Raw genomic sequence first — 25,878 nt, forward strand, 5'->3', positions numbered from 1 at the left:
CAACTAGCGAAGAAAATAGAACGCATAGAGTATCTAAACAAAAAGCTCTAAATCAAAATTATCATATAAGCATAACCAGTCTATAAACAGTAAAAACCTTTTTTATACTTTTTAAAGTGTTATTATTTGTAACTAAAACAGTAACACTTAAAATCATATATAATTTTACTAATACACTCTTTCGCATGAAAATAATGCGTTTCAGTCCCATTGTCTTACTTGTCATATTAAGTAATACAGCAAATGCTGAAAATATAAAACCGTTCACATCAGATGGCTGTAGTGCTTTTCCGGACGGCACGACAAAAGATAAAAAGTTGTGGCTTGCATGTTGTAAAGCGCATGACTACGCCTACTGGCAAGGTGGCACTTATTGGCAACGTTTAGAAGCAGATAAAGCCTTGCAACAGTGTGTTATTGAAGCCGGCGAAACGAGTATAGCGAACCTTATGCTTGCTGGAGTTCGATTTGGTGGCAGCCCTTATATACCATCGACTTTCAGATGGGGCTATAGTTGGCCCTATCCTAGGTTATATAAAGCATTAACAGCTGATGAAATTAAGCAAATTGTTGCTTTAAAAACGGTATTAACTCAAACCAATTAACACATTGTGAAAAACTGGGTTATGCAAATAATATCAAAAGGAATTGAATCACTATGCTTATACTGCTAAGTATCATTTTAACTTTGTTTCCAACGGTAATATCTTATTTTGTTTCACGTAATTACGCTAAAAAGGCTAAAGCGACTAATAAAGGTGCTTACATCAGAGCAGTGCTTTGGCCTAGTGTTTTCTCGTGGACACTATTTGCTGCTGTTGGGCACGGCGCAATCATCTTCCCCTTACCTTCAACGTTTGCGGTCGTGTTATATGTGTTTCTATATGACGAACGTGGTATCTATTTTCATCCTCACATATTTTTAAGCCCAACGATTCCAATAGCCGTTTATTTAATAAGCTATTTCAAATACAAAAAAGCGGCCAATAAAGAGCTAACGCCCTAGCCCACTGTTGGCTCATAAGTATCTTGTAAGGTCCAAAGCTGCACTTACTCCTGCTGTACACTTCTTTGCTGTGAAACTACAACGTTATTATCTGAATACAATTGTGTAAATAACGGGTCTGGTAAATTAATAAAGCGTCATTACCAAAAATAACGAGTTTACTTATGCACCCAGATATACAAAAAAATCTTAAAGTAAAACCTGCTCACATCGTCTCTTTTATTGTGTTTTTACTAGTTTCAATGTCTACGCTTACCGCTCAGGTATATGCCGCTGATGCTGTATGGCCTTCAAAAACCGCTTACAAATATGCAAATGTAAACGGTAAAAAGATATTTTACCGAGAAGCTGGCATCCAGCATAAGCAAACCATTGTGCTTTTACATGGCTATCCGTCGTCTTCACACAGCTACCGAGAATTGATCCCGCTTTTATCAGGTCGTTATCATGTAATTGCACCCGATTATTTAGGCTCAGGATACAGCGAACGCCCAAACCCAGAAACTCAAAAATATACTTTTGAATTACTAGCTCAATACGTTGAAGGGTTACTAACAACGCTTAAAGTAAAGCGCTACAGCCTATATATACAAGACTTTGGAGCACCTGTAGGCTTTAGAATGTTGTTAAATAATCCTAATAAACTTGATGCACTTATTGTACAAAATGGTAATGCGTATTTAGAGGGGCTAACCCTACCGAGGCAAGCATTTTTTAAAGCCGCGAATGAAGATAGTTCAAAAGCGCAGAGTGATAAAATTTATTCGTTCACATCCGAGCAAGCCATTATTAATAAGCAGTATTTACGAGACGTACAAAGTAACCCAGAAGTGATGAGCCCAGATAGCTGGACGCACGATCTTCACTTTTTACAAACCAAATCCGATAGATTAATTCAGGTGCAATTGCTACAAGATTACTACAACAACCTTCTCGACTATCCAAAGTGGCAAGCTTATTTACGCAAGTACCAACCACCAACGTTAATTGTATGGGGTAAAAACGACCCTGCGTTTATAGCCGCAGGCGCTAAAGCATACTTAAAAGATATACCGAACGCTGAACTGCATTTACTCGATTCAGGGCACTTTAGCGTTGAAGAAAAACCAGTAGAAATTGCAAAGTACATTGTCGATTTTATGAATAAGCTAGCTCAATAGTAAGCCTTTTCTTTTGGTTTAGTATTTATAGCAAACATAAAAAAGCGCTGAGGGTATAAACCATCAGCGCTTTATTAAGCTCAAGCTAAATCCACAAAAATCACATTTAATATGGATAAGTTATGCTTTTATGTATTTAACCTTCTTCTTCAATAAGCGACTCTAGTAGGTCGTGTATTTCAGCTTTAAGCTCTTTGTCTTCAATTTTATTGGCGCTGACTTTAGCATTTTGAAGGTTTTTAATAGCTTCATCTTTTTGTCCAAGCTCAAGCTGTAATGTAGCCATTGAAAAAGAAACCGACGACATGTGATCTTTGTTATTAATCGCAATCGACTTTTCTAATGCTTTTTCGTAAGTAGTAATTGCCTCTTCTAACTCTTCGGTAAAATCAGCTAAGGTTTCCCATTGTACAGGGTGATCTTTTGAGGTGTTTTCGTTTTCAATACAAATAGCTTTTAATTGAGCAAATAACGACTCAAACTTTTCACGGTTATTTTTGTTAGCCGCCGCCATTAAATCTTCTGCAAGGTCGTGTACCGCTTTGTATATTTTTGTATTCATCATCACTGGTTATCCTTTAATGCAGCTAAACTCATTTACTCACTCAATTTAGCTAAAATGTATCATTACAGTCATTATAAAACGTATTTAAACAACTGATTTATTTAATTTGGTGTATAGCGTAATAATACATTAATAATGAACATCGCGTAGGCGTTAAACACACTGCAATTAAACTTTATCGAAATTACTCTTGGTAAACTTACACACTGAATAAACTTGCAACCCAATCCAACGTAAAAATGGTCGTAAACACTTTAAGTGCAATGACAACTAAAAATAATAGGATGATTGCCGCTTTAGCTTTGCTACTTTTAAGATTGTTCCAATACAATAACTTTGCATTAAATTCTGTTTTTAACTTAGTGACAGCCTCTTTCATAATAACGCCCTGCTTAGGTATCCGCGCTCAGCAACATTTAACAATCACACAGTTGCTCAAGCGGGGTTTGTAACATTTTTCGCTACCTTTAGAGTAAACCATTAAATAAAGCCTGTACTATATAAAATGTAACAAGGGGTTTTAACAATAGTTATTGTATCTAACTATTGTTTACACACCCAAAAATTAAAGGATGGGTAAATTCAGTAGAGCGTTAATAATAAATTTGGTGCTACACTAATAACTAACTTAAATTCGTTAACAGCCAACTAAATTAGCCAATTATGAAAGAATGCAACCAGTGTGGTAAATGCTGTATTAAATATGGCGGCGGCGATTTAAGCGCAACAAAAGAAGAAATAGATTTATGGGAGCTTTTTAACCCCGAAATTTATGAATACGTTAAAAACAACGAAATTTGGTTTGACCCAAAAACAGGCTTAAGACTTCAAGTGTGCCCATTTTTAGAAATTGCGCCTAAAAAAGATCCTCTCGCTAAAAACATGTACACCTGCAGTATTTACCTCGACCGCCCAGAAGACTGCCGCCACTACCCTAGTCTTATTTCAGAGATGATCCGCGACGAATGCGAAATGATTGAATCTGTAGATATAACAAATCAGACAAGAGCGCAGCATAAACTAGATGCGATAATGATAGATAGCCGCTATTAAATACATAGATTTACCGGCTAGCGCTATGAGTTCTTCGGTCAAATAGATAAGTTTCCTATTCACAAACCTATTATTTGAATTTTTATAATATTGGCTTAATCGTCATTTTTAGATTATTCATCGCAAAATACAAAGTTATACTATAACATTGTTGATTCGTTAATTTTGCGGTGTTATATTATATCACAACATAATAACCACGAACCAATATATCCATGACAAAGTTAACATTAATCTCCTCTGCTATTTTTTCTGTTTTATGTTCTCAATCAGCTTTGGCTGCAACTGTTACTGGCAAAGTAATGGATGACAAAAATCAACCAATTAAAAATGCCTCTATCCATGTGCATGGCAAAAACCAAAGCGTTAAAAGTAATGATTTAGGCGAGTTTGCTATCGATATAGATGCAAACAGCCAATTACATATTAGTAAAGACAACTACATAGACTCTCGTATTGCTGTTACCGAATCTTCAAATAATCTGTCTGTGTCACTTAAACCAACATCGGTTGAAACAGTGGTTGTTTATGCCTCTGCACTTCATAAGAACAGCCTAGAAATGATATCGCCAGTAAGTGTGCTCTCAGGTGATGAATTAAGAAATAAATCTAAACCAACACTTGGCGAAACTCTTAAAGGTTTACCAGGCGTAAATGCAAGTTACTTTGGCCCTGTATCATCAAGCCCAATTATACGTGGTTTAGATGGCCCTCGCGTTAAAATCACACAAAATGGATTAGATGCCAGCGATGCGTCGCGAATTGGCCCAGACCACGCGACATCAAGCGACAGCCTAGCGGCAGAGCAAATTGAAGTGTTGCGCGGTCCAAGTACCCTACTTTATGGCTCTGGTGCAATTGGTGGCGTTGTAAACGTGGTTGATAACCGTATTCCTACTAGCAATATCGACGAGCTTACAGGCGCTGCTGAATACAGCCACGATACGGTGTCAAATTCAAACACCGTAGCAGCAAAACTTGAAACAGGTAATGAAGGCTTTAACTTTCATTTTGATGGTACTAAGCGCAGCGGCGATGATTACCAAACACCGACCTTTACTATTGCCGACGATGATGGCGATGTTGAAACCGAAAGCTCGGTAGAAAATACTTTTATTGATAGCGAAACACTCAACTTTGGTACCAGCTATGTTGGCGATCACTTAACGATTGGTTTTTCTTACGGTAGCATTGATACTGATTACGGTATTCCTGGGCATGAGCATCATCACGATCACGAAGGTGAAACTGAAGAAGAGCATGCAGAACATGAAGATGAAGCTGCTGAAGAGCCAGTTTACGCACATTTAGAGCAAGACCGCTGGCAAGGGCTTGTAAGTTACGCTCTTCATAATAACTGGATTGAAACCATCAACCTACGTGTTGGCTATACAGATTATTCACACAGCGAAATTGAAGATGGCGAAATTGGTACTACTTTTAAAAATAAAACGACTGAAGCACGTTTAAATGTAGAGCATAAGTTTGCTGATTGGCACGGAATGATGGGCTATCACTACAGCGATTCTGACTACGATGCAATTGGTGAAGAAGCATTTACACCCGCGAGTGTAACTACAACTAACGCATTATATTTACTAGAAGAGCGTGAATTTGGCGACGTGACAATAGAGCTTGGTGCACGTGTAGAAGATTACAAAATTGAAAGCAAAATCACGGCACACGAACATAGCCACGATGAAGTAGAAATAGATCATAGCGACGAAGAAACTATTGGATACAATAGAAGCTTTACCAATTTAAGCGCCTCTGCCGGTGCCATTTGGCAATACAAGCCGGGTCATAGTATTGCGACAAGTATTTCTCATTCAGAACGAGCACCACTTTCGGCAGAGCTTTTATCAAACGGTTTACACATTGCAACTGGCACTTACGAGCTAGGCCTTGGTTACAACATTGAAGATAATGAAGCGCATTTTGAGCCAGAAAATATTAAGCAAGAAACCTCAACAAACCTAGATTTAAGCTTTAGACGTTTTAGCGGAGACTTTGGTTACACCGTTAACTTTTTCTATAACGATATTAAAAACTTTTATTTCCAAGAAAATACGGGTTTAGTTTACGATGAAGAAGATGGTTTAGAATCAGCTATTGGTGCACATGACGATGCTGTTGCGGTTTATCAGTTTACAAGTAAAGACGCAGAGCTTTATGGAATTGAGTTTGACGCACATTACCAAGTAACCCCAAGCGCTATGGTTAAAGTATTTGGTGACTCAACCCGTGCAAAACTAAAAGACGACGAAGGCAACTTACCGCGTATCCCTGCCAATAAATTAGGCTCTGAGTTACAGTACGATTTAGGTGACTTACAACTAACACTGACGGGTACTCATTACTTTGATCAAAACGATGTAACTGCATTTGAAACAAAAACAGACGGCTATACGTTATTTGATGCACAAGCTAATTACCAATTAGGTTTAGGCAGTGTAGATGCACAGCTTTATATAAACGTGGATAACATTACTGATGAGTTAGGCTTTGTGCATAGCTCATTTATTAAAGATAAAGCCCCACTACCAGGCAGAAACTTCCGCTTTGGTGTTCGTGGTTATTTTTAATAATTAAAAATAGTTTTTAGTTTATATATTTACAAACCGCATTTTATTAATGCGGTTTTTTTATTTTTAGAATATATAATATCAACACGCAGTTATACTTAATCGATTTGAAGGATTAAACCTGATGCTAACTGCGTTAAGAATTTCTGATATACGACTGCATGGATGCAGGAAGTAGAGCAATGCAAGAGCAATTAGTGGTAAAAACTAAACAACGAAATTTTTGCCCTGTTATCGACACAATTTTCTTAGCGAAAAACAGATCACTTAATTAAGCTAATTGGTATAAAACTCTTAAATTACAAACACAAAAAAGCCGTATTCAAGTTGAATACGGCTTTTTAAATTCTTAAATTAAAATTTATTTAATTTAAGAAATGATTTCGTGTAGCTCAACATCAAATACAAGCGTTGAGAAAGGTGCGATTGCAGCACCTGCGCCACGTTCACCATAAGCAAGCTCATGAGGAACGTAGATACGCCATTTAGTACCTACAGGCATCATTTGTAATGCTTCAGTCCAGCCTTTGATCACGCCACCAACTGGAAATTCAGCTGGTTGACCGCGCTCGTATGAGCTATCAAACACAGTACCATTAATAAGTGTACCGTGGTAATCAACACGTACTGTAGACTCAGCTGTTGGCTTTTCGCCTTCGCCAGTTGCTAGTACTTCGTATTGAAGACCAGACTCAGTTACTGTGATTTCAGGACGTTTTGCGTTTTCTTCTAAGAATGAAATACCTTCTGCAGAAAGTACTTTAGACTCTTCTTCACGACGAGCTTGAATCTCTTCGTTTATTTTTTCAAATGCAGCTTGGATCTCAGGGATCTCAACTTGAAATGCGCTACCAGCGTACGCATCTTTCATGCCTTCAAATACTGAATTTAGGTTTAAGCCTTCAAAAGGATTAGACTTAAGTTGCTCACCCATTTGTAAGCCAATACCGTAACTTGCTTTTTCAGCATCTGTAGTAAAATTATCTGACATAATGTGTTTTTCACGTTTTGTTAGTTAAAAGACGCGACTATGCTATCACAAAATAAACCGCGTTTGGGGCTAGTTTTTGCTGAGTTTTAGCTTAATTAGGCCAACAATATAACTACAAAGCGGCAAACTGAATAAAATTCCAACAAGTAGAGGCATTGTTAGTAATCCTGATTCACCAAACAGTAAAAATGGCACTACAAGCAGCCCTATACAACCAATAAAAACAGAGCCAATAACTGGCCAATGCTTATCGTATTTGGTAATAAGATGGGCAGCTAAAACATTAAAACCAACACCATAAATTAAACCGGTAATTAATGGATACTCTGGTTGAGCATCTATAGCCATTTTTACTAATAAGCTAATAGCACTTTGATAGCAGTAACCAAATACAGTCCATAATAAAAGATGTTTTATTAATTTCTGCGAGGTTGGTAGGTTTGTTGCTTTAGTCATTTAGAAACTCCACAAAGCAAAAAACCGCCCATAAGGCGGTTTTTTTAAATAATGGTGGAGAGATAGGGATTTGAACCCTAGATGGGCTATAAACCCATGCCGGTTTTCAAGACCGGTGCATTCGACCACTCTGCCATCTCTCCGCACGGCGCGAATAATATGGCTAAATACATAACTTGTAAAGAGCTAAATAGAAATTAATATAAAATATTAACATATTGGATAAAATAGACCCACTTTGTTCTTTTGTTAAGCTCTTCACTTTAATAAAAGTGTAGTTAATGGACTAAAGTTAAACACATTAATAATATTGTTTAGGTCTACGTGCAATCCAAGAGCAGATTAAACAAGCCAATATACTCAGTGCGGTAAAGGTAACGCCTTGAAAAATTAAATCGAATCGATTTAAATCATCACTTGGTACTACAACAAACATAAAAGCTGGTAGCACACTAAGCGATAAAACGTAGCAACATACTTTAAATGCACGCCCAAAGTCGAAACGTTTGGACTGGTGCATCCACCATGTTAACAACACAAGCATACCCATCGCTGAACCGGCTATAAAATGTGATGCATTTGTGCTCATTGCAACATACAGTGTTACAAAAGCACCAATGATTCCCCAAATTGACCATGCTAGCCAATTCTCTTTTTCACGTAAAAATAAATTTCCCATAGTTTTCGTCTTCTTTATCGTTATTTTTATTAAGACTTTCCATAATGTATCAAAAAACAACCGATTAAAAAACAAACTGAAGAAGATTTAGTAAATTTAGTGCTTCCAAGCGCTTCTTACAGCCAAGTCATTAACTTTTAAATAATACTCTTTGTAACCTTAATGAATTATGACTATGTAAGTTGCGCAAAGTTCATACTATTTCACAAATTACTAAAATAGTGTTCTGGCTTATGGCGAGGCGACTTTTTACAATCGACTTCGGGTGTACCTATATATAAATACCCTACTATTTCATCTTGCTCATGTAAGTTAAGCGCTTTTTTAACCGCGCTACTTTGTGCAAAGTAGCCTGTGCGCCAAACACCGCCTAACCCTTGGGCAAATGCAGCTTGTTGCATCGCTAATACACTACAGCCTGCGCTTTGTACTTGTTCTATTCGAGGAACTTTTGGGTGTTCTTGATATTTAGCAATTGCTATTACAATCATAGGCGCACGAAGGGGAAGCTCTTTAGCACGGTTAATTACTTTTTCTTCTTGTTGCTCTGCCACTGCACTTTGATGGTAAATTTCACCCAGTTTATTGCGTGCATCACCTTGAGCAACAATGAACTGCCACGGTGCTATACAGCCATGATCAGGAACACGTAATGCTGCTTGCTTAATTATGTCGAGCTGCTCAGGCGTAGGGCCCGGCTCTGTTAGTTTAGAGTCTGATTGGCGGGTAAGTAAAAGCTCGATAGCGTTCATAACGATTCCTCAAAATTCAAAACGCTAGAGTAACATTTAAACCCTTAAAAAATAAATACCGAGAAATTAAAATGCAAAACGGCCGCAAAGGGTTAAGCTATGCGGTCGTTAGTAAAGTAGATTAAATACGTTATTCTTTTACAATATTTCGCCTTAACCAGTAATCTATACTAACAAAACGCCCACCGCCCATAAAAAACAAGCTAAGAAGCATAGCAAAATAAATTGCCGAAAATTCTATACCGTTGTTTAAAATAGACGGCTTGCCCTTTTCGTATAGATAATCAGGAAAACCGTGTTCTTCAACTAAGCCACGAATTTTACCTATTCGGTCTTGTACTTCTAGTGAGTTTTCAAGGCTCTCTTTAGCGCCCGGAATTGATAACCAATCGAGCACTTGCGCAGCACTTGTTTCTGGATTAGTTGGTGCTATTGCAAACCAACCATTATGCCAATGCACTGAGGTTGCAGCGACAACCATTGTGAACATAAGTGGGATACTGACCAAGCGAGTTAAAAGGCCAAGTAATAAAAACCAACCTCCTAAAAATTCACTCCAGCCAGCTAAAAAAGCTAGTAAGTCAGGAAACGGTAACCCTAAACCCCATTCATTATTACCAAACCATTGAACTACATCTGGAGATGCTAAAAAGTTATCAAAGAAACCTTCTGTCTCACCGCTTATAGCAAGTTTGTTATAACCTGCAATGATCATAACAGGGGCTAAAATCAAGCGAAATAGCAATGCAGGTAAACCATCTAAAAATGATAGTTTACCCAATATTGCATCATAAAGATTGGTTAGTTTATTCATGCGTATCCTGTGTGTTCAATGTTTATTAAGTTATAGACTATAAACAGCAAAGACCACACGAATTAATAAACTATTTCAATTTGTTTACAAAGCTTAAATACTTCTAGCGACCTGAAGTGCTTCAAAAATAGCGCGTTTGGCATCAATAGCAGCAGCTAGTTTAGCGCCGCCTATAACATGTACCTTTGCGTTATCTGTGTAATTTTCTAGCACTTCGTTATTAGAAACCTGGCCAATACAGGCAATAACAGTGTCTACTGGCAGTACTTGAGTTTCACCAGCAACATTAATAGTTAGTCCGCTTTTATCAAAGCTTTGGTATTGGCAATCAGCAATTTGCTTAACGCCATGCTGCTTAGCAACTTGGCGATGTATCCAACCCGTTGTTTTACCAAGCTCGCTACCAAAACGACCCGCACTGCGTTTTAACATATACAATTGACGTTCGTCTTTATGTGGTTGGGCTTCACACTCAATACCCCATTGCGTTTTAAACTCGCTAATAGTTTGCGATTTATGTTCGCTTAAAAACGCAACCATATCAAAACCAATACCACCGGCACCTAAAATGGCAATTGATTTACCAAGCTCTACTTCGCCGCGTATAACTTCGTCATAAGCAAACACACGCTTATCATCGCTACATTTAATTGATGCTTCACGTGGGCGAACGCCAGTTGCAAATACAATATCGTCATAGTTTTTAAGCATTGAATCGTCGTAAGCTTTACCAAGCTCTACAGTTACTTTTAATCGCTCAAGCTCATTAGTGAAGTAAGTAAGAGTATGGTTAAAGTCTTCTTTACCTGGTATTTGCATAGCTAAATTAAATTGGCCACCCATTTGCGGTTTTTGGTCAATTAGCGTGACGTTATGCCCTTTTTGAGCCAAGTAACAACTTGCCGATAAACCAGCAGGGCCTGCGCCGACTACTAATACATTTTTAGCTTTGGTTGCTTGCTCTAACGGGTAATCTAGCTCAAATGCAGCTTGTGGATTAACTAAACACGTAGCACGTTTATTTTTAAATACGTGATCTAGACAACCTTGGTTACACCCTATACAAATATTAATTTGCTTAGATTGATTATTTGCGTATTTATTAAAAAACTCTGGATCGGCAAGTAGCGGCCTTGCCATAGAAATTAAATCAGCCTCGCCTGCATTTAAAATATCGTTAGCTATTTCTGGAGTATTAATTCGGTTAACAGCAATAACTGGCACGCTCACCACGTCTTTTAAACGTTTTGATGCTTCTTTAAATGCACCTGGCGGCACCATACTCGCAATAGTCGGTACACGCGCTTCGTGCCAACCAATACCTGTGTTAAAAATATCAACGCCCGCTTTTTCAAGCTCGGTAGCTTGAATGACAACTTCCTCTGGCGTTGAGCCGTTTGGAATTAAATCAATAACCGACAATCTAAAAATGATTAAGAATTGCTCAGATACTTTTGCTCTTACAGCTTTAACTATTTCAAGCGCAAGTCGCATTCTATTTTCTAGGCTGCCACCAAATTCATCTTCACGTTTATTGGTGTGCGGCGCCATAAACTCATTAATCAAATACCCTTCAGAACCCATAACTTCAACGCCATCGTAGCCGGCTTTTTCAGCCATATAGGCAGAGTGCGCAAAGTCTTTAATTGTTTTTTTAATCGAGCCAAGCGTCATAGCTTTAGGTTTATAAGGATTAATAGGTGCTTTTATTGCACTTGGTGCCTGATTGAATGGATGGTACGCATAACGTCCAGCATGTAATAATTGCAAACAAATTTTTCCGCCGTGTTTATGCACAGCATCTGTGTAAGCGCGGTGCTTAAATACATCGTAATAACTATTAAATGAAGATGAAATAGGTGTTAATTTGCCACGTAAATTAGGGCTGTATCCGCCCGTAATTAACATTGCAGTGCCGCCTTTTGCACGTGCTTCGTAAAATGCACGTAAGCGTTTGCGGTTATGCCATCCCTCTTCAAGGCCTGTATGCATTGAGCCCATAACTAAGCGGTTACGTAATTGTGTGTGTTTTAATTGTAATTGTTGTTCTAACATCTTGTGTCCCGTTAACTGGTCTAACCTGTATACATTAGCTAATTCTGCTTTAATGGCAAGTAATAAGCAATATGTGCCTTCATTTAATTAAAAAAAGCTATAAAAACATGTATTAATAGCACCTCATAAACACTTCGTTACGATTTAGCAGTTAAATTTATTTTTATTCTAGGCTAAGATGGAACTAATGTATTAACTGTACCAAATTAAGGAGCTATTTTGATAGCAAAGGTATTTAAAGGTATTTGGGCTGGAATTAACTTTTCTCGTCGTTTAATACTCAACATTCTGTTTTTATTACTGGTAATTGTTTTCTTAGTGTCACTCTCAAGTGACGACGATAAAATAATAGTTGAAAATGGCTCTGTGCTTAGGCTTAACCTAAATGGCCCTATTGTTGAAGAAAAAACATACATAGATCCGGTCGAAGCTGCAATTAGTGATGCTACTTCTGGTTCTGAAGCGCCAAGCGAAATATTACTCGACGATATTGTTGAAGTAATAAACGAAGCGACTAAAGACGATCGCATTACGGTGATGCTGCTTGATTTACAAGAAATGCCTAAAGCGCATTTAAACAAACTTAAGCAAATTACCAATGCTATCGATGCATTTAAACAAGCTGGCAAAAAAGTGATTGCATCGGGTTATTACTATACCCAAGCACAATACTATATTGCATCACATGCTGATGAAATAGCTATGCACCCATACGGTAGCATAGGTATTGAAGGTTACGGCATGTATCCGCTTTACTTTAAAGATGCACTTGAAAAGCTTGAAGTAACGCAGCATATTTTCCGTGTTGGTACATTTAAGTCAGCAGTAGAACCTTTCATTCGTAACGACATGTCTGAAGCAGCCAAAGAAGCTAACCGTGTTTGGTTAGGCGCTCTTTGGAGCGAATACAAACAAGATGTTGCTGCGGTTCGCCCATTTGATGAGTCAAATTTCGACGAGACAATGGACGTATATCTTGAAAAAATGAAAGCTGCAGATGGCGATGCAGGTAAATATGCACTTGACCACCAGTGGGTTGATTCTTTAAAAACAAATCAACAAGTTCGCAAACAATTAATTGATTTAGTTGGCGCACAAGAAGATGGCAAAACATTTAAGCAAGTTTCATTTCGTGAATACTTAAGCTTGGTTAAACCACCGATTGAATTTGATAACCCTATTACCGAAAAAGTCGCCGTTGTAGTTGCTAAAGGTACAATTGTTGATGGTGAGCGTAAAGCTGGCGAAATTGGTGGCGACTCTACAGCAGCCCTACTTCGTAAAGCACGCCTTGATGACAAAGTTAAAGCGGTTGTACTGCGCATTGATTCAGGTGGCGGTAGTATGTTTGCCTCTGAAGTTATTCGTGCAGAAGTATTAGCGCTTAAAGCTGCTGGTAAGCCTGTTATTGCCTCTATGAGCTCTGTAGCTGCATCAGGTGGTTATTGGATTGCCTCTGCTGCAAACGAAATCTGGGCAGCACCGAGTACTATTACAGGTTCAATTGGTGTATTTGGTACGTTTATGACATTTGAAAAAACCTTATCTAAAATTGGTGTTTATTCAGATGGCGTTGCAACAACCGAAATGGCTGGTTTTTCTATCACTCGTCCCCTAAACGAAAAAATGGGTCAAGTAATTCAGATGAGCGTTGAAGAAGCATACGGTCGCTTTTTAAACGTTGTCGCTGATGCCCGTAATATGACGCCTGAGCAAGTTGATAAAATTGCCCAAGGCCGCGTATGGATTGCATCTCAAGCACTTGAACTGGGTTTAGTAGACAAACTTGGTGATAAACAAGATGCTATAAAAGCAGCCGCAGCACTTGCAAAACTTAATCACTATGAAGTTAAAACCATTAAACAAGATTTAAGCTCGCAAGAAAAAATGATTCAAAACATTTTTGGTAACGCGTCTATTAAATCGATGCTTGGTTTACAAACACAAAAAACATCTGTGTTAGCAACGCAAGCTAACTTGCAAAGCGTTATTAACCAATTAAGTACTGAAGTTGAAAACCTTAAAGATTACAACGATCCACAAGGTGTATATGCACGCTGTTTAGTGTGTAACGTTGCACAATAAAAGTGCATAGCTTTACCTAATCAGCTGTATTTAAAGTTACTTAACGTTATACTAAGCCCAGTTTTTTTACTGGGCTTTTTTTATGAAACGTAAACGCATTTATATCGCTTATACTGGCGGTACTATAGGTATGAAAAAATCGAGTCGAGGTTATATTCCTGCTGAAGGTTTTTTAACAGAAACCGTAGTGAACAACGCAGAGTTTAACCGTGATGAAATGCCTTTGTTTGATATTCACGAATACTGCCCTCTTATAGATTCTTCAGATATGTCTCCTGAGCATTGGCAACTTATTGCTGATGACATTAAAGATAAATACCAAGATTATGATGGTTTTGTTGTGCTTCATGGCACCGATACAATGGCGTATACAGCCTCAGCACTATCGTTTATGTTCGAAAATCTAACTAAACCTGTAATTGTAACTGGCTCACAAATTCCGCTTTCTCAATTACGCTCAGATGGCCAAGTAAACCTTCTGAATGCAATGTATCTAGCGGCAAATTATCCAATTGCAGAAGTAAGTCTATTTTTTAATAACCAACTGTTTAGAGGTAACAGAGCAACTAAAGCCCACGCCGATGGATTTAATGCATTTGCGTCGCCTAATCTTGACCCCTTAGCGTTATCGGGTATTAGTATTCAACTTATTAAAGGCCAACTTAGTCCTTATGTTGAAAATGAGCTGCAAGTTACCCCTATTACACCTCAACCCATTGGTGTGCTTTATTTATACCCTGGTATTAGTCAAGAAGTGGTTAAAAGCTTAGTTAACGGCAATATTAAAGCCCTGGTGTTGCTTAGTTTTGGTGTAGGTAATGCACCGCAAGATCCTAACTTTTTATCAATACTTGAAGAGGCAAGTAAACGTGGCGTCGTTATTGTTAATTTAACCCAGTGCTTAAAAGGCCATGTAAATATGGGCGGCTATGCAACGGGTAATGCACTGTTAAATATTGGTGTTATTAGTGGGTACGATATGACCCTTGAAGCATGTTTAACTAAATTACATTATTTATTTAGCCAAAAGCTAGAAGTAGAGACGATTCGTCATTTAATGCAAGACAATTTACGTGGTGAGTTAAGCCGTTAAATTTCGCAGGACTAAAATACAAAAGGCACGCTAAATAGCGTGCCTTTATCGTTTTAAACAACTGTTTATTATCTAACTTTAGCGTCGATATCTACTAGGTCAGTTAAATGGCATGTTTCACCGCTATGGGTTTTAACGCCGTGCTCACCAAAGTAATCACGCTGGGCTTGAACTAAATGCCCATTACTCGGTGTGGTTAATGTTGCTAAATACGTTTGTGTAGCACCCAATACAGGGAATGCTAAACCAGTCATTATTGCTTGTCCGGTAATTTTGCGCAAAGAGTTAGACTCTTTCTCAAGGGTATCAATAAATTCAACACCTTGTGCAACGCTATCAAGGTAGTCAGCACGAATAATACAACCAGCACGCCACGTTTGAAGCGTTTTAGATAAATCAACTTTCCACTGATGAGTACGTGATGCACCTTTAATTAACGCTAAACCTTGGCGATACGCTAGTAAGCTTGCAAGTAAGAACGCTTCTTTTAGCTCTTCTAAATCAATTTCAACATTGTTAGTTGATTTAGATGCATACGTCATCTCTTGTGCAGCCGTTGTATTACATGCATTAGTTAAATGACGAGCTTGTACAGCAGCAACAAGTGAAGGAACTGCAATACCAAGTTCTAGTGCATTTTGCGCAGTCCAAAGACCAGTACCTTTAGCGCCAACTTTATTATCAATTAAGTCCGCAAGCGGTACATTATTATGATTTTCAAGTGACAATATGTGGCTAGAAATAGACAGTAAGTAGCTATTTAATTGACCTTCTGACCAGTCATTAAATATCTCAGCCACTTCTTTTGGAGAACGATTAGTGCCTAAACGAAGTAATTGGTACACTTCTGCAATAAGTTGCATAAGTGCGTATTCAATACCGTTGTGAACCATTTTTACAAAATGACCACTTGCTGATTGACCAACACGTGCAAAACACGAGTCGCCATTATAGCTAGCAGCTACTTTTTCAAACCATGGCTCAATACGTTCCCAACCACCCTCAGAACCACTTGCCATCATTGCAGGACCATGGCGAGCGCCTTCTGCACCGCCAGAAATTCCCATAGTGGCAAATTCAAATTTATTTTGGTATTTAAGTTTACGCGTTATACCGTCTTTATAATTACTATTACCGCAATCGACTATCATATCGTCACAGTTAACGCCGGCCTCTACAAGTTCATTACAAACTGTATCAACTAACTCACCAGCAGGAACAAGTAATAAAATAGAACGAGGTGCCTCTAAACGCCTTACCATGTCTCTTAAATCAGAGACAATGTGAAGCCTATCAGCCATGCCTTGAGATTTAGCACAACTTAGTAACTCTTCACCCGCATGTGGGTTTTTGTCATAAGCGACTAGCGTTATCCCTTTTTCAATCAAGTTTAGGGCAAGATTTTTTCCCATAACGCCTAACCCTACTAATGCAACTTGCATCTAGTGTCCTCCTCGGTAACAACTATTTGGTTAGAAAATTCAGTGTATAAATTAAATAATACCGCGTACATTATACTCATACAGTCATAAAATACTAATTATGAGTCAATACAACATGCTTTTTTATTACAGATAAATAAGCTACGTAATTATATCAAACATCAATGGTCTCGGGGTGACTAAAAGCAAAGCTAATTGAAATTAAGATCATTGACGCATTCTGACACCGGTGTCATAATGATGACACAATAGTTTTGTATAAAATAGTGGCAAACCTTTGAAGTTTGCACATAACTAAAATATTTTATTCTAATATAGATATTTTAAGTCAACAAAATAACGTCAACATGCTTTCACCAAGCAAACAGGAGAAATTGATGCTAAGACGCACGAAAATAGTCGCTACCCTTGGACCTGCTACCGATAGAGATAACAACTTAGAAAAAATTATTATCGCTGGGGCTAATGTAGTACGTTTAAACTTCTCACATGGTGTTGCCCAAGATCATAAAGACCGTGCACAAGCTGTACGCGATATTGCAAAAAGATTAGGCAAGCATATTGCTATCCTTGCTGACCTTCAAGGCCCTAAAATCCGCGTTTCTACTTTTAAAGAAGGTAAAGTAACGCTTGCTGTGGGTGCAAAATTTACCCTTGATGCAAAAATGGAAAAAGGCGAAGGCGACATAAACTCTGTAGGTATTGATTATAAAGAATTACCTAACGATGTAAGCCCTAACGATTTACTACTTCTAAACGATGGCCTTATTCAATTAAGTGTTGATGAAGTAGCTGGCCATTTAGTGCATTGTACAGTCACTGTTGGCGGTGTTTTATCTAACAATAAAGGTATTAACCGTTTAGGTGGTGGCTTAACTGCTCCAGCATTTACTGAAAAAGACAAAGAAGATTTAATAACTGCCGCTGAAATTGACGTAGATTACATTGCCGTATCATTCCCACGTAGTGGCGACGATATGCGCTACGTACGCTCACTTGCTGAAGCTGCTGGTTCAAAAGCACAGTTACTTGCTAAAATTGAACGTGCTGAAGCCGTTGAAACCCAAGAAGCTGTTGATGACATCATTTTAGCGTCTGACGCTGTAATGGTTGCTCGTGGTGATTTAGGTGTTGAAATTGGTGATGCTGCTCTTATGGGCAAGCAAAAACTAATTATTCGTCGTGCTCGTTCATTAAACCGTACTGTAGTAACAGCAACGCAAATGATGGAATCGATGATCGATAACCCTATGCCTACACGTGCAGAAGTTATGGATGTTGCAAATGCTGTTCTTGATGGAACAGATGCTGTAATGCTTTCAGCTGAAACAGCTGCAGGTGATTATCCTGAAGAAACAGTTGCGACTATGGCACGCGTTTGTTTAGGTGCTGAATCGCAAAAAGAAACGCACGTTTCTAAACACCGTTTAGATAGTCGCTTTTCTAACAATGCTGAATCAATTGCGCTTTCTGCTATGTATGCAGCTAATCACTTAGATTCTGTTAAAGCAATTATCACACTTACTGAATCTGGTAGTACGGCTAAATTAATGTCGCGTATCAGCTCAGGCTTACCAATCTACTCGCTTTCACGTCATGCGAGTACATTAGGTCAAACAGCACTTTATCGTGGTGTTTACCCAGTATTTTTTGATTCTACAAAAACTGAAAAAGACGGTATGGTAAAAGCCGCGCTTGATACTTTAGTTTCTCAAGGGTCTTTACAGTCTGGCGATACAGTAATTATTACTCACGGTGACTCAATGGAAACTGTGGGCGCAACTAACACAATGAAAATTGTAACTGTTGCGTAATTAAACGCCGAATATAAAAAATGCGAGCTTAGCTCGCATTTTTTGTGTCTGTAATAAAAGCGTTAGCCTTAACTTGCTAACGCCGCTTTAACCTTATCTCGGTAGCTACGGCTCACTTTTAATTCTTGGCCATTTTCAAGTACTAATAAATACTCACCACTTACTTGTGTAACCAGTTTACTAATTTGTTTTGTATTTACTATTGCGCTGCGGTGCACACGCACAAATAACTGAGGGTCGAGCTCTTGCTCAAGCTCTTTCATTGTTTTACGTAGAATATGCGTTTGTCCGTCTTCACAGTGTAAACACATATAGTCACCTGCTGCATCAACCCATTGGATAGTCGCTACAGGTACCCGTATAATTTCACCCTGCTCTTTTACAGCAAGCGATTCTGGGTAACGTCTGTCTGTTAGCATATCGCCAGTGGCTAATTTTTTAAGTATTTCTTCGCAATTGTTACCAGTAATACCGGCTACAAAACTCGCTAGTTTTTTCTTATGGGCGTTGTCTTGCTGCGTTTTTAAGTAGGTATGCACTTTTTCTACCGCCTGTTTTAGTCTGTTATCATCAACGGGTTTTAAAATGTAATCGAGAGCATGAATTTCAAACGCTTTTACAGCAAACTGGTCAAAGGCCGTTACAAATACAATCGCTGGTAATGCTTTTGAGCTTTCGCTAAGGGCTCTTGCTACTTCAAAGCCATTCATACCTGGCATTTGAATATCTAAAAAAACCAAATCAATTTTCTCGCTTTGACACATTTCAATTGCATCAGCGCCTGAACTACACAATTTAATTACTTCAATATCAGAGTATTCTTCGAGCCTTACCGCTAAACCTTTTCGTGCTAACGGTTCGTCATCAACAATGAGTGTTTTTATTTTAGTCATTTTTCACAGCCTTCTCAAAAGGTACTCGCAGATTAACTTTTAATCCACTTGGCGTATTATGTGATAATACAAACGAATAATTATTTTCATACAACGTTTTTAATCTATCTTTGGTATTAGCGACACCTACGCCTTGAGCGTTAACTAATTGGCCATCGAGTATGTCAGTACCTGGGCCGTTGTCGCCCACTTCTAGTAATAACTCATTCGCAAATACCTGTGCTTTTATATCAATTACTCCACCTTCTGTTAGATGGGCAATAGCATATTTAATCGCGTTTTCTATAATAGGTTGCAAAATTAAGCTCGGTACTAAAGCCTCTTTAGCCTGCTCGCTTATATCTACATTTACCTTTAATCGCTCATCAAAACGTACACGTTCTATTTCTAAGTAAAGCATGAGTGCATGTAACTCTTGCTCTAGCGGTACTTTCTTTATTGGATCGGTATTTAATGTATAACGTAGAAAGTCACTTAGCCTTGCTACCATTAAGTTAGCATCTTTGTTTTCTTTAACCAAAATTAAAGTAGAAATAGCGTTAAGTGTATTGAATAAAAAATGGGGATTGAGCTGATACCTGAGCATTTTTAGTTGCGCTTCGTGTGCCATAGTTGTGGCCTTTAACGCTTTTTGTCGCTCACTTTGTAATAACTGATAATATTTAACGCCAAAGTACAAACCACTCCAACATAAAATAATATATACAGAATCTAAGCCTTGCTGCAGGTAATAAAACCACTCCTCTGGTCTATAACCATGGCGGTATATTTCCCACAAATTAAATTTTTGAACGACAGCCCATAGAGTGCCCGTTATATAAGAGGCACCAAATACTACAATCATTAATACCCAAGGCGAGGCATTCCAAATTTTACGGTAAATATACCTAAGCGGTACTGTCATTAAGCAACCAGCGTAAGCATTTAATAAAATAACAAATACGTATATATCACGCATTTCAAATACTTTAGAGCCAATATAATTTACTAACGCATAACCAATCCAGCCTGCAATTTGCAAAAGCCAAAAAAAGCGCTGTCTGTTATCGACTAAAGATTGCCAGTTCAAAATAGATGTTTACTCCGTATAGTTAAAGACTAATTCCATAAAATAGGCGCTTGTTATTCTTTATTATTTTTACCTATGTAGAGCTAATTTCAATAAAATCAGATAGTCTTATTATATAGATTTATGAGTTTGCATAGCACTACAGCCTACCTTGCTTTTTAATAGTCTTACCGCAAACAAATAGTAGATACACTAAAAAAGCGAAAGGTTATTCACCTTTCGCTTTTTAAATATAAATAGCTTTGTGTAAATTAAGCTAGTTTGTCTGATGCTACTTTGTATGTTGGATCTTCAATCACATTCACTTCAACCAAATCACGTGCTTTATGCAACAACTGCGTACAGTCTTTACTTAAGTGACGTAAGTGAAGTTGTTTACCTGCTTTTGTGTACTTATCAGCAAGTGTGTCAATTGCTTCTATTGCACTGTGATCAGATACGCGGCTATGCTTAAATTCAACAATTACATTTTTAGGGTCATTTTTAACATCAAATAACTCTGCAAAGTTTTTAACTGAACCAAAGAAAAGCGGGCCATGTAACTCATATACTTTAGCGCCTTCTTCATCAATATAGTTAGTTGTGTATATGTGCTTAGCATGCTGCCAAGCAAATACTAATGCAGATACAATAACACCTACACATACTGCAATCGCTAAATCGGTAATAACAGTCACACCCGATACAAGTACTATTACGAAAGCGTCTGATAGAGGCACACGCTTCATCATTTTAAAGCTGGCCCATTCAAACGTACCTAATACAACCATAAACATAACACCAACAAGTGCAGCTAGTGGGATCATCTCAATTAAGCTTGAAGCGAATATGATGAACGCAAGCAACATCAATGCAGCACTTATACCCGATAAGCGAGAACGACCACCTGAGTTAATGTTGATCATTGATTGACCAATCATTGCACAACCACCCATAGCACCAAACATACCACAAGTAATATTTGCAGCGCCTTGGCCTATACACTCTTTATTACTATGACCGCGAGTTTCTGTAATCTCGTCAATTAAGCTAAGCGTTAATAATGATTCAATTAAACCAATAGCCGCTAAAATAAGTGCATAAGGAAAAATAATTTGTAGCGTTTCGAAAGTAAACGGCACCATAGGAATATGAAACTGAGGTAAACCGCCTGCAATTGTTGCAGCTTCGTCGCCTGTCATTCCTTTTAAGAAATCAACTACAGTATGCGCTTCTAAATCCAAACCAATGACTAAAGCAGTCACTGTAATAATAGCGACTAATGTAGAGGGTACAGCCGTTGTTAGTTTAGGTAAAAACTGAATAATAGCCATGGTTAAAGCCACTAAACCAAGCATAATATATAACGGGTTACCCGTCATCCATTCTTGTCCGCCCATACCATCAGGCACTTTAAATTGTCCTAACTGAGCAAGAAAAATAACAATAGCTAAGCCGTTTACAAAACCAAGCATTACCGGATGAGGAACCATGCGGATAAACTTACCGAGTTTAAATACACCCGCGAGTATCTGCAGTATGCCCATGAGCAATACGGTCGCAAATAAATACTCAACACCATGATCAAGCACTAAACTTACCATAACAACAGCTAGTGCACCGGTTGCACCTGAAATCATACCAGGGCGGCCACCAAATATAGCCGTGATTAAACCAACGATAAACGCGGCATATAGACCAACTAAAGGTTCTACATTTGCAACAAAGGCAAACGCAACAGCTTCTGGCACCAAGGCTAGCGCCACAGTTAATCCAGATAGAATATCGTTTTTAGCAGAGCTAGGCGCCCTACTGAGTAAGTTAAACATTGAGTTCCTCAAATGGTGTAATGGGTATCAAAAAAAGCGCTAAATTCTACCAAATTAGCGCTCAGTTAACAATTGTCATTATGTGGTTAAACTAAACTAAAAGAGGTTTAGCTTTTAAAAGAAGTGCTTTTATAAAGGGAGGGAAGTACTGCGTTTTACACATGTCATTGTTACATTAGAATGTACTTCTTGTACATATTCTAAGCTTAGTAAATTATCGCGTACAAAGTGCTCATAACCTTCTATGCCTTGTGAAATTATGCGTAGCATAAAGTCCATTGTTCCGGCCATGGTGTAACACTCTGTTACTTGATCATAACTCATTATAAGTTTTTCAAATTCAGCAAGGTTCTTTTTACCGTGATTTGATAAGCGCACATGTGCATATACAAGCATATCAAAGCCAAGTTTTTTCTCATCTAAAAGAGCCACTTTGCTTTTTATATAACCATCTTGCTCTAGCTTGGCAATTCGACGCCAGCATGGAGACTGAGACAAGCCTACTTTATCAGCAATTTCTGCGGTTGATAAACTAGCATCTTGTTGTAAAAGTGCCAATATTTGGCGATCTACGTGATTTAGAGACATTTTATTTCTTATTTATCAAATAAACTGGTTAAATTATACAACCATTTTAAAACTCAGTCTGCTTATTTTTAATTTTTATGCAGTTTGCCAAACTTCAAATAAGTAACTTAACCAAACTTACCACTCACAAAAGGATTTGTTTGTTTTTCAAATCCAACCGTAGTGTCGCTCCCATGCCCTGCCAATATTTTAGTATTATCAGGTAAGGTTAGAATATGCGTCTTAATCGACTCTATAAGTTGTTCGCTGTTCCCCTTAGGGAAATCAGTTCGCCCTACTGAGCCTTTAAAAATAACATCACCTACAATAACGCATTCATTGTCTTGTTGATAAAACACAATATGACCAGGTGTATGCCCTGGGCAATGCTTCACTAAAAAGCTAAGTTTACCTACGCTCACGGTGTCGTTATGGTTTAGCCAAATATCCGGATAAAAAGGCTCAATGGGTTTAAACCCGAACATTTGTGCTTGCATAGGTAAGTTTTCAAACCAGAAGTACTCATCTTTTTGTGGGCCAATAATTTGTACGTTAAATTGATTACGTAAAATATCAGCCCCACCCACATGATCTAAATGCCCGTGCGTTAACCAAATAGCACTTAATTCTAGTTTATGCTCATTAAGGGCTGCTACTATTTTATCAGGGTCGCCACCTGGGTCTATGACTACGGCTTGTTTAGTTTCACTACACCAAATAATACGACTATTTTGTGCAAATGCAGTGACGGGTATGGTTATAATTTGCATATTAGATTTCTTTACTTTTTTGATCCGGGATAACAACTTCTTCTTCAAATGACATCAATATTGGGTACTTTAAGTACGCTTGATCATAAAATGGACTTTGCTCATATAACCAGTTTAATCTCGCATCAGCGTCGCTTGCGAACGATTTATCTTTAAGCTTTTCATCAAACTTAAGCGCTAGCTTTGGATTGTCTTTTAGCATTTGGCGTGCAAACGGAATTAGTGCATAGTTTTCCATATACTCAGTACGCTGAAAAATAGTATTAAATTCCCCCCATGCAAAAAACGAATCTGGTGCTTCAGGATGCAATAAATGCACAGCAAGCTCACCTGCTTTTTGTTGAGTATTGACTTGATACCAACCATCTAAATCTACATTTATTGCAGGGACATAATCAAAACTTGCTGACACTCTAAAACGGCCTTCAAATGGTGCTTTATCAAACGTGTAGTCTGCCACCTTTGCTACTTTTAAAGGTTGTGTGTTTGCCCCTTCAAGTTTATTAATAGAGACACCATGTAACTTTAGTTTCTTAATAATATTGCGATATACAGGCGGAATAAAAAAAGCTTTAGGTACTTCAACTGTATGTTGTACATCTTTTTGCCAATAAATAGGTAAGTCGGTATATGTATGTGCTTTACCCAAATACTTCACTTCATTTTGGCCTGAGAGCGCATTCATGCTTGATGAATACTCAATACCTTTAAACTGCGCAATCGTATCAGCTTGCTTGGCATAGCCACGCTTTACTATTAACTGTTTAGGAACAAATTCCTGTTCTTTTTTTACTGCATTAGCTAATTCATGACTGTGCTTTGATAGCGCAGTAATAGCACCATCTAAAAATACGTAAGTTCCTAATACACGTTGCTTGTAAGGCTTCAATGAATGATTTTCAACTAAAATAGTCGGTAATGACTTTAAATCACCCCAACCATTTGAAAAGCGCGGCGTAGCAACCCATCCCGCTAATCCTTTTTTAAAGTCGCGCTTGTCCATAACAAAAACAAGTGGCCCTGGCATGTGCCCTTGCTTAGCTAGCGTATCGTCAATCAGAGGCTTAAAAAAATGGTTTAGTGCATCAGATACCGCAGGCGACTCGCTTGAAAATACCGGATTGTAGCCATAAGTCACATCGTATTGGTAATCTGCGCCGTCGGTTACGTGTACATCAATATATAAATTTGGGTTGTAGTCGTTAATAACCTTTAGAACACTTCTAACTTCTGGGGTATCTAATTTAGTAAAATCACGATTTAAATTAAGGTTATTAGCATTTGTTCTAAAGCCCATTTTTGTAGGGCCCCGTTGATTGATGCGATTGAATGCACTGCTACGTTCGTGTCCATCTACATTTAAAATAGGAATAAATAATATGTTTACCTTTTTTAAAATGTCACGGCGCTTACCCGTCGCTATATCTCTGAGTAACATAAACATGGCATCTTTACCGTCTATTTCACCAGAATGTATTCCCGCCTGAATAAAAATAGTTGGCTTAGTGCTATTAGCCATTTGCCTTGCTTCAAAAAAGCCTTGCTCACTGGCAATCAACATTTTTATTGCACGCTTGCTATTACTATAGCCAATGGTTTGAGATTGAAACTGAGTAGGGTTTGCAGCAACTAACCTATCAACAAATGCCATTGTATTTGCATAATCTGGCGACGCTTCACCTGCTGACAGCTCAAAATCAGTAGTTAGCGGCCCTTGTTTTTGTAAAAGCTCTACGCTTTTCCCCTGCCACTCAATTAATGGAGGTAAGTGTGCGTCATACGCCACACTTGCAGATAAAACTAGTAAACTTGCAAACATAAAATTCTCTAACAAACGCCTTAATTATATAAACTATATCAACTAAATTTTTTATAATGAGGAAACTGCGGTGATTCAACAAAAAAATGCAGCCAACTACATGTCACTCATTCACACCTGTCTTTTAAGGCTATATAACATTATTAATGTACAGTAATTCATTACATAACTATTTATACCAACTCGTAAAAATACTTAATCAATTTAAGGGATTACATCTGACGCTAACAGCGTCAAAAATGTCTGATATACGTCTGCATGGATCCAGGAGAGTGAGCAATGATGGAGCAATTGCCAAGAACAACTAAATAGTGAATTTCGCCCTGCTCTAACGTATCTTTTTATCGATAAATAGAGCTCATATAAGCAGATGGGTATTAATTTGAGAAAACTAATTTAGCT

General features: G+C 38.0%; 23 protein-coding genes and 1 tRNA gene. 8 read left to right on the forward strand and 16 right to left on the reverse strand.

Annotation, left to right across the window (positions count from 1 at the left end):
• Positions 1–194 precede the first annotated feature (194 nt).
• The 3 genes from GQR39_RS05425 to GQR39_RS05435 all read left to right on the forward strand — a co-directional run bounded on the left by GQR39_RS05425 (position 195) and on the right by GQR39_RS05435 (position 2,166).
• Positions 195–605, forward strand: a complete 411-nt coding sequence (locus tag GQR39_RS05425) for a hypothetical protein (RefSeq protein WP_121954991.1) — start codon at positions 195–197, stop codon at positions 603–605.
• Positions 606–658: 53 nt separating this feature from the next.
• A complete protein-coding gene (locus GQR39_RS05430) occupies positions 659–1,006 on the forward strand; it encodes a hypothetical protein (protein WP_024590144.1) in 348 nt (115 codons plus the stop codon).
• A gap of 164 nt (positions 1,007–1,170) precedes the next feature.
• Complete coding sequence (locus GQR39_RS05435; protein WP_165735007.1) at positions 1,171–2,166, forward strand: alpha/beta hydrolase; 996 nt, start codon at positions 1,171–1,173, stop codon at positions 2,164–2,166.
• Between the two features lie 136 nt (positions 2,167–2,302).
• Here the strand turns inward: GQR39_RS05435 and GQR39_RS05440 are convergent, their stop codons facing one another.
• Positions 2,303–2,731, reverse strand: a complete 429-nt coding sequence (locus GQR39_RS05440) for a hypothetical protein (protein ID WP_024590143.1) — start codon at positions 2,729–2,731, stop codon at positions 2,303–2,305.
• A gap of 199 nt (positions 2,732–2,930) precedes the next feature.
• Positions 2,931–3,110, reverse strand: coding sequence for a hypothetical protein (locus tag GQR39_RS05445; RefSeq protein ID WP_024592379.1), 180 nt, complete (start codon positions 3,108–3,110; stop codon positions 2,931–2,933).
• 284 nt (positions 3,111–3,394) lie between these two features.
• Between GQR39_RS05445 and GQR39_RS05450 the strand changes: the two genes are divergently transcribed.
• Both GQR39_RS05450 and GQR39_RS05455 read left to right on the forward strand, forming a co-directional pair.
• Complete coding sequence (locus tag GQR39_RS05450; protein WP_024590141.1) at positions 3,395–3,784, forward strand: YkgJ family cysteine cluster protein; 390 nt, start codon at positions 3,395–3,397, stop codon at positions 3,782–3,784.
• 215 nt (positions 3,785–3,999) lie between these two features.
• The gene (locus GQR39_RS05455) at positions 4,000–6,369 is read left to right on the forward strand and encodes a TonB-dependent receptor (RefSeq protein ID WP_165735008.1); all 2,370 of its coding nucleotides are present in this window, start codon (positions 4,000–4,002) and stop codon (positions 6,367–6,369) included.
• A gap of 370 nt (positions 6,370–6,739) precedes the next feature.
• On the opposite strand, the gene GQR39_RS05460 is transcribed toward GQR39_RS05455, so the two are convergent.
• The 7 genes from GQR39_RS05460 to GQR39_RS05490 form a co-directional block, all read right to left on the reverse strand.
• The gene (locus tag GQR39_RS05460; RefSeq protein WP_007586200.1) at positions 6,740–7,360 is read right to left on the reverse strand and encodes an FKBP-type peptidyl-prolyl cis-trans isomerase; all 621 of its coding nucleotides are present in this window, start codon (positions 7,358–7,360) and stop codon (positions 6,740–6,742) included.
• 69 nt (positions 7,361–7,429) lie between these two features.
• A complete protein-coding gene (locus GQR39_RS05465; protein ID WP_024590139.1) occupies positions 7,430–7,816 on the reverse strand; it encodes a hypothetical protein in 387 nt (128 codons plus the stop codon).
• Positions 7,817–7,868: 52 nt separating this feature from the next.
• Positions 7,869–7,959: transfer RNA gene (locus GQR39_RS05470), tRNA-Ser, on the reverse strand.
• A 158-nt stretch (positions 7,960–8,117) separates the two neighbouring features.
• Complete coding sequence (locus GQR39_RS05475; RefSeq protein ID WP_007582705.1) at positions 8,118–8,495, reverse strand: hypothetical protein; 378 nt, start codon at positions 8,493–8,495, stop codon at positions 8,118–8,120.
• A 203-nt stretch (positions 8,496–8,698) separates the two neighbouring features.
• Entirely contained in the window at positions 8,699–9,247 is a 549-nt protein-coding gene (locus GQR39_RS05480) for an NAD(P)H nitroreductase (protein WP_024590138.1), read from the reverse strand.
• Positions 9,248–9,377: 130 nt separating this feature from the next.
• The gene (locus GQR39_RS05485; protein WP_007582701.1) at positions 9,378–10,061 is read right to left on the reverse strand and encodes a DoxX family protein; all 684 of its coding nucleotides are present in this window, start codon (positions 10,059–10,061) and stop codon (positions 9,378–9,380) included.
• 93 nt (positions 10,062–10,154) lie between these two features.
• Complete coding sequence (locus GQR39_RS05490; RefSeq protein ID WP_165735009.1) at positions 10,155–12,116, reverse strand: NADPH-dependent 2,4-dienoyl-CoA reductase; 1,962 nt, start codon at positions 12,114–12,116, stop codon at positions 10,155–10,157.
• A 219-nt stretch (positions 12,117–12,335) separates the two neighbouring features.
• On the opposite strand from GQR39_RS05490, the gene sppA reads away from it, so the two are divergent.
• Positions 12,336–14,201, forward strand: a complete 1,866-nt coding sequence (sppA, locus tag GQR39_RS05495) for a signal peptide peptidase SppA (RefSeq protein WP_165735010.1) — start codon at positions 12,336–12,338, stop codon at positions 14,199–14,201.
• 82 nt (positions 14,202–14,283) lie between these two features.
• On the forward strand, positions 14,284–15,294 hold the full coding sequence (gene ansA / locus GQR39_RS05500) for an asparaginase (protein ID WP_007582693.1): 1,011 nt from the start codon (positions 14,284–14,286) through the stop codon (positions 15,292–15,294).
• A 68-nt stretch (positions 15,295–15,362) separates the two neighbouring features.
• Here ansA and gndA read toward each other — a convergent pair whose 3' ends face one another.
• Entirely contained in the window at positions 15,363–16,736 is a 1,374-nt protein-coding gene (gene gndA / locus GQR39_RS05505; RefSeq protein ID WP_010554474.1) for an NADP-dependent phosphogluconate dehydrogenase, read from the reverse strand.
• Between the two features lie 377 nt (positions 16,737–17,113).
• On the opposite strand from gndA, the gene pyk reads away from it, so the two are divergent.
• Complete coding sequence (pyk, locus tag GQR39_RS05510; RefSeq protein WP_007582689.1) at positions 17,114–18,550, forward strand: pyruvate kinase; 1,437 nt, start codon at positions 17,114–17,116, stop codon at positions 18,548–18,550.
• Positions 18,551–18,618: 68 nt separating this feature from the next.
• Here the strand turns inward: pyk and GQR39_RS05515 are convergent, their stop codons facing one another.
• The 6 genes from GQR39_RS05515 to GQR39_RS05540 all read right to left on the reverse strand — a co-directional run bounded on the left by GQR39_RS05515 (position 18,619) and on the right by GQR39_RS05540 (position 25,476).
• Complete coding sequence (locus GQR39_RS05515) at positions 18,619–19,443, reverse strand: LytTR family DNA-binding domain-containing protein (RefSeq protein ID WP_007582688.1); 825 nt, start codon at positions 19,441–19,443, stop codon at positions 18,619–18,621.
• The gene (locus tag GQR39_RS05520; protein ID WP_165725850.1) at positions 19,436–20,512 is read right to left on the reverse strand and encodes a histidine kinase; all 1,077 of its coding nucleotides are present in this window, start codon (positions 20,510–20,512) and stop codon (positions 19,436–19,438) included. Before GQR39_RS05520 ends, GQR39_RS05515 begins: the two co-directional genes overlap by 8 nt.
• 251 nt (positions 20,513–20,763) lie before the next feature.
• Positions 20,764–22,320 (reverse strand): SulP family inorganic anion transporter, encoded by a 1,557-nt coding sequence (locus tag GQR39_RS05525; protein WP_010554472.1) that lies wholly within the window; start codon positions 22,318–22,320, stop codon positions 20,764–20,766.
• A 129-nt stretch (positions 22,321–22,449) separates the two neighbouring features.
• Positions 22,450–22,908, reverse strand: coding sequence for an Lrp/AsnC family transcriptional regulator (locus GQR39_RS05530; protein WP_007375323.1), 459 nt, complete (start codon positions 22,906–22,908; stop codon positions 22,450–22,452).
• Between the two features lie 107 nt (positions 22,909–23,015).
• On the reverse strand, positions 23,016–23,657 hold the full coding sequence (locus tag GQR39_RS05535) for an MBL fold metallo-hydrolase (RefSeq protein WP_024592375.1): 642 nt from the start codon (positions 23,655–23,657) through the stop codon (positions 23,016–23,018).
• Between the two features lies 1 nt (position 23,658).
• Positions 23,659–25,476 (reverse strand): M14 family metallopeptidase, encoded by a 1,818-nt coding sequence (locus tag GQR39_RS05540; RefSeq protein ID WP_165735011.1) that lies wholly within the window; start codon positions 25,474–25,476, stop codon positions 23,659–23,661.
• Between the last annotated feature and the right edge of the window lie 402 nt (positions 25,477–25,878).

The organism is Pseudoalteromonas sp. C8 (assembly GCF_011378685.1).
Classification (GTDB): domain Bacteria; phylum Pseudomonadota; class Gammaproteobacteria; order Enterobacterales; family Alteromonadaceae; genus Pseudoalteromonas; species Pseudoalteromonas arctica.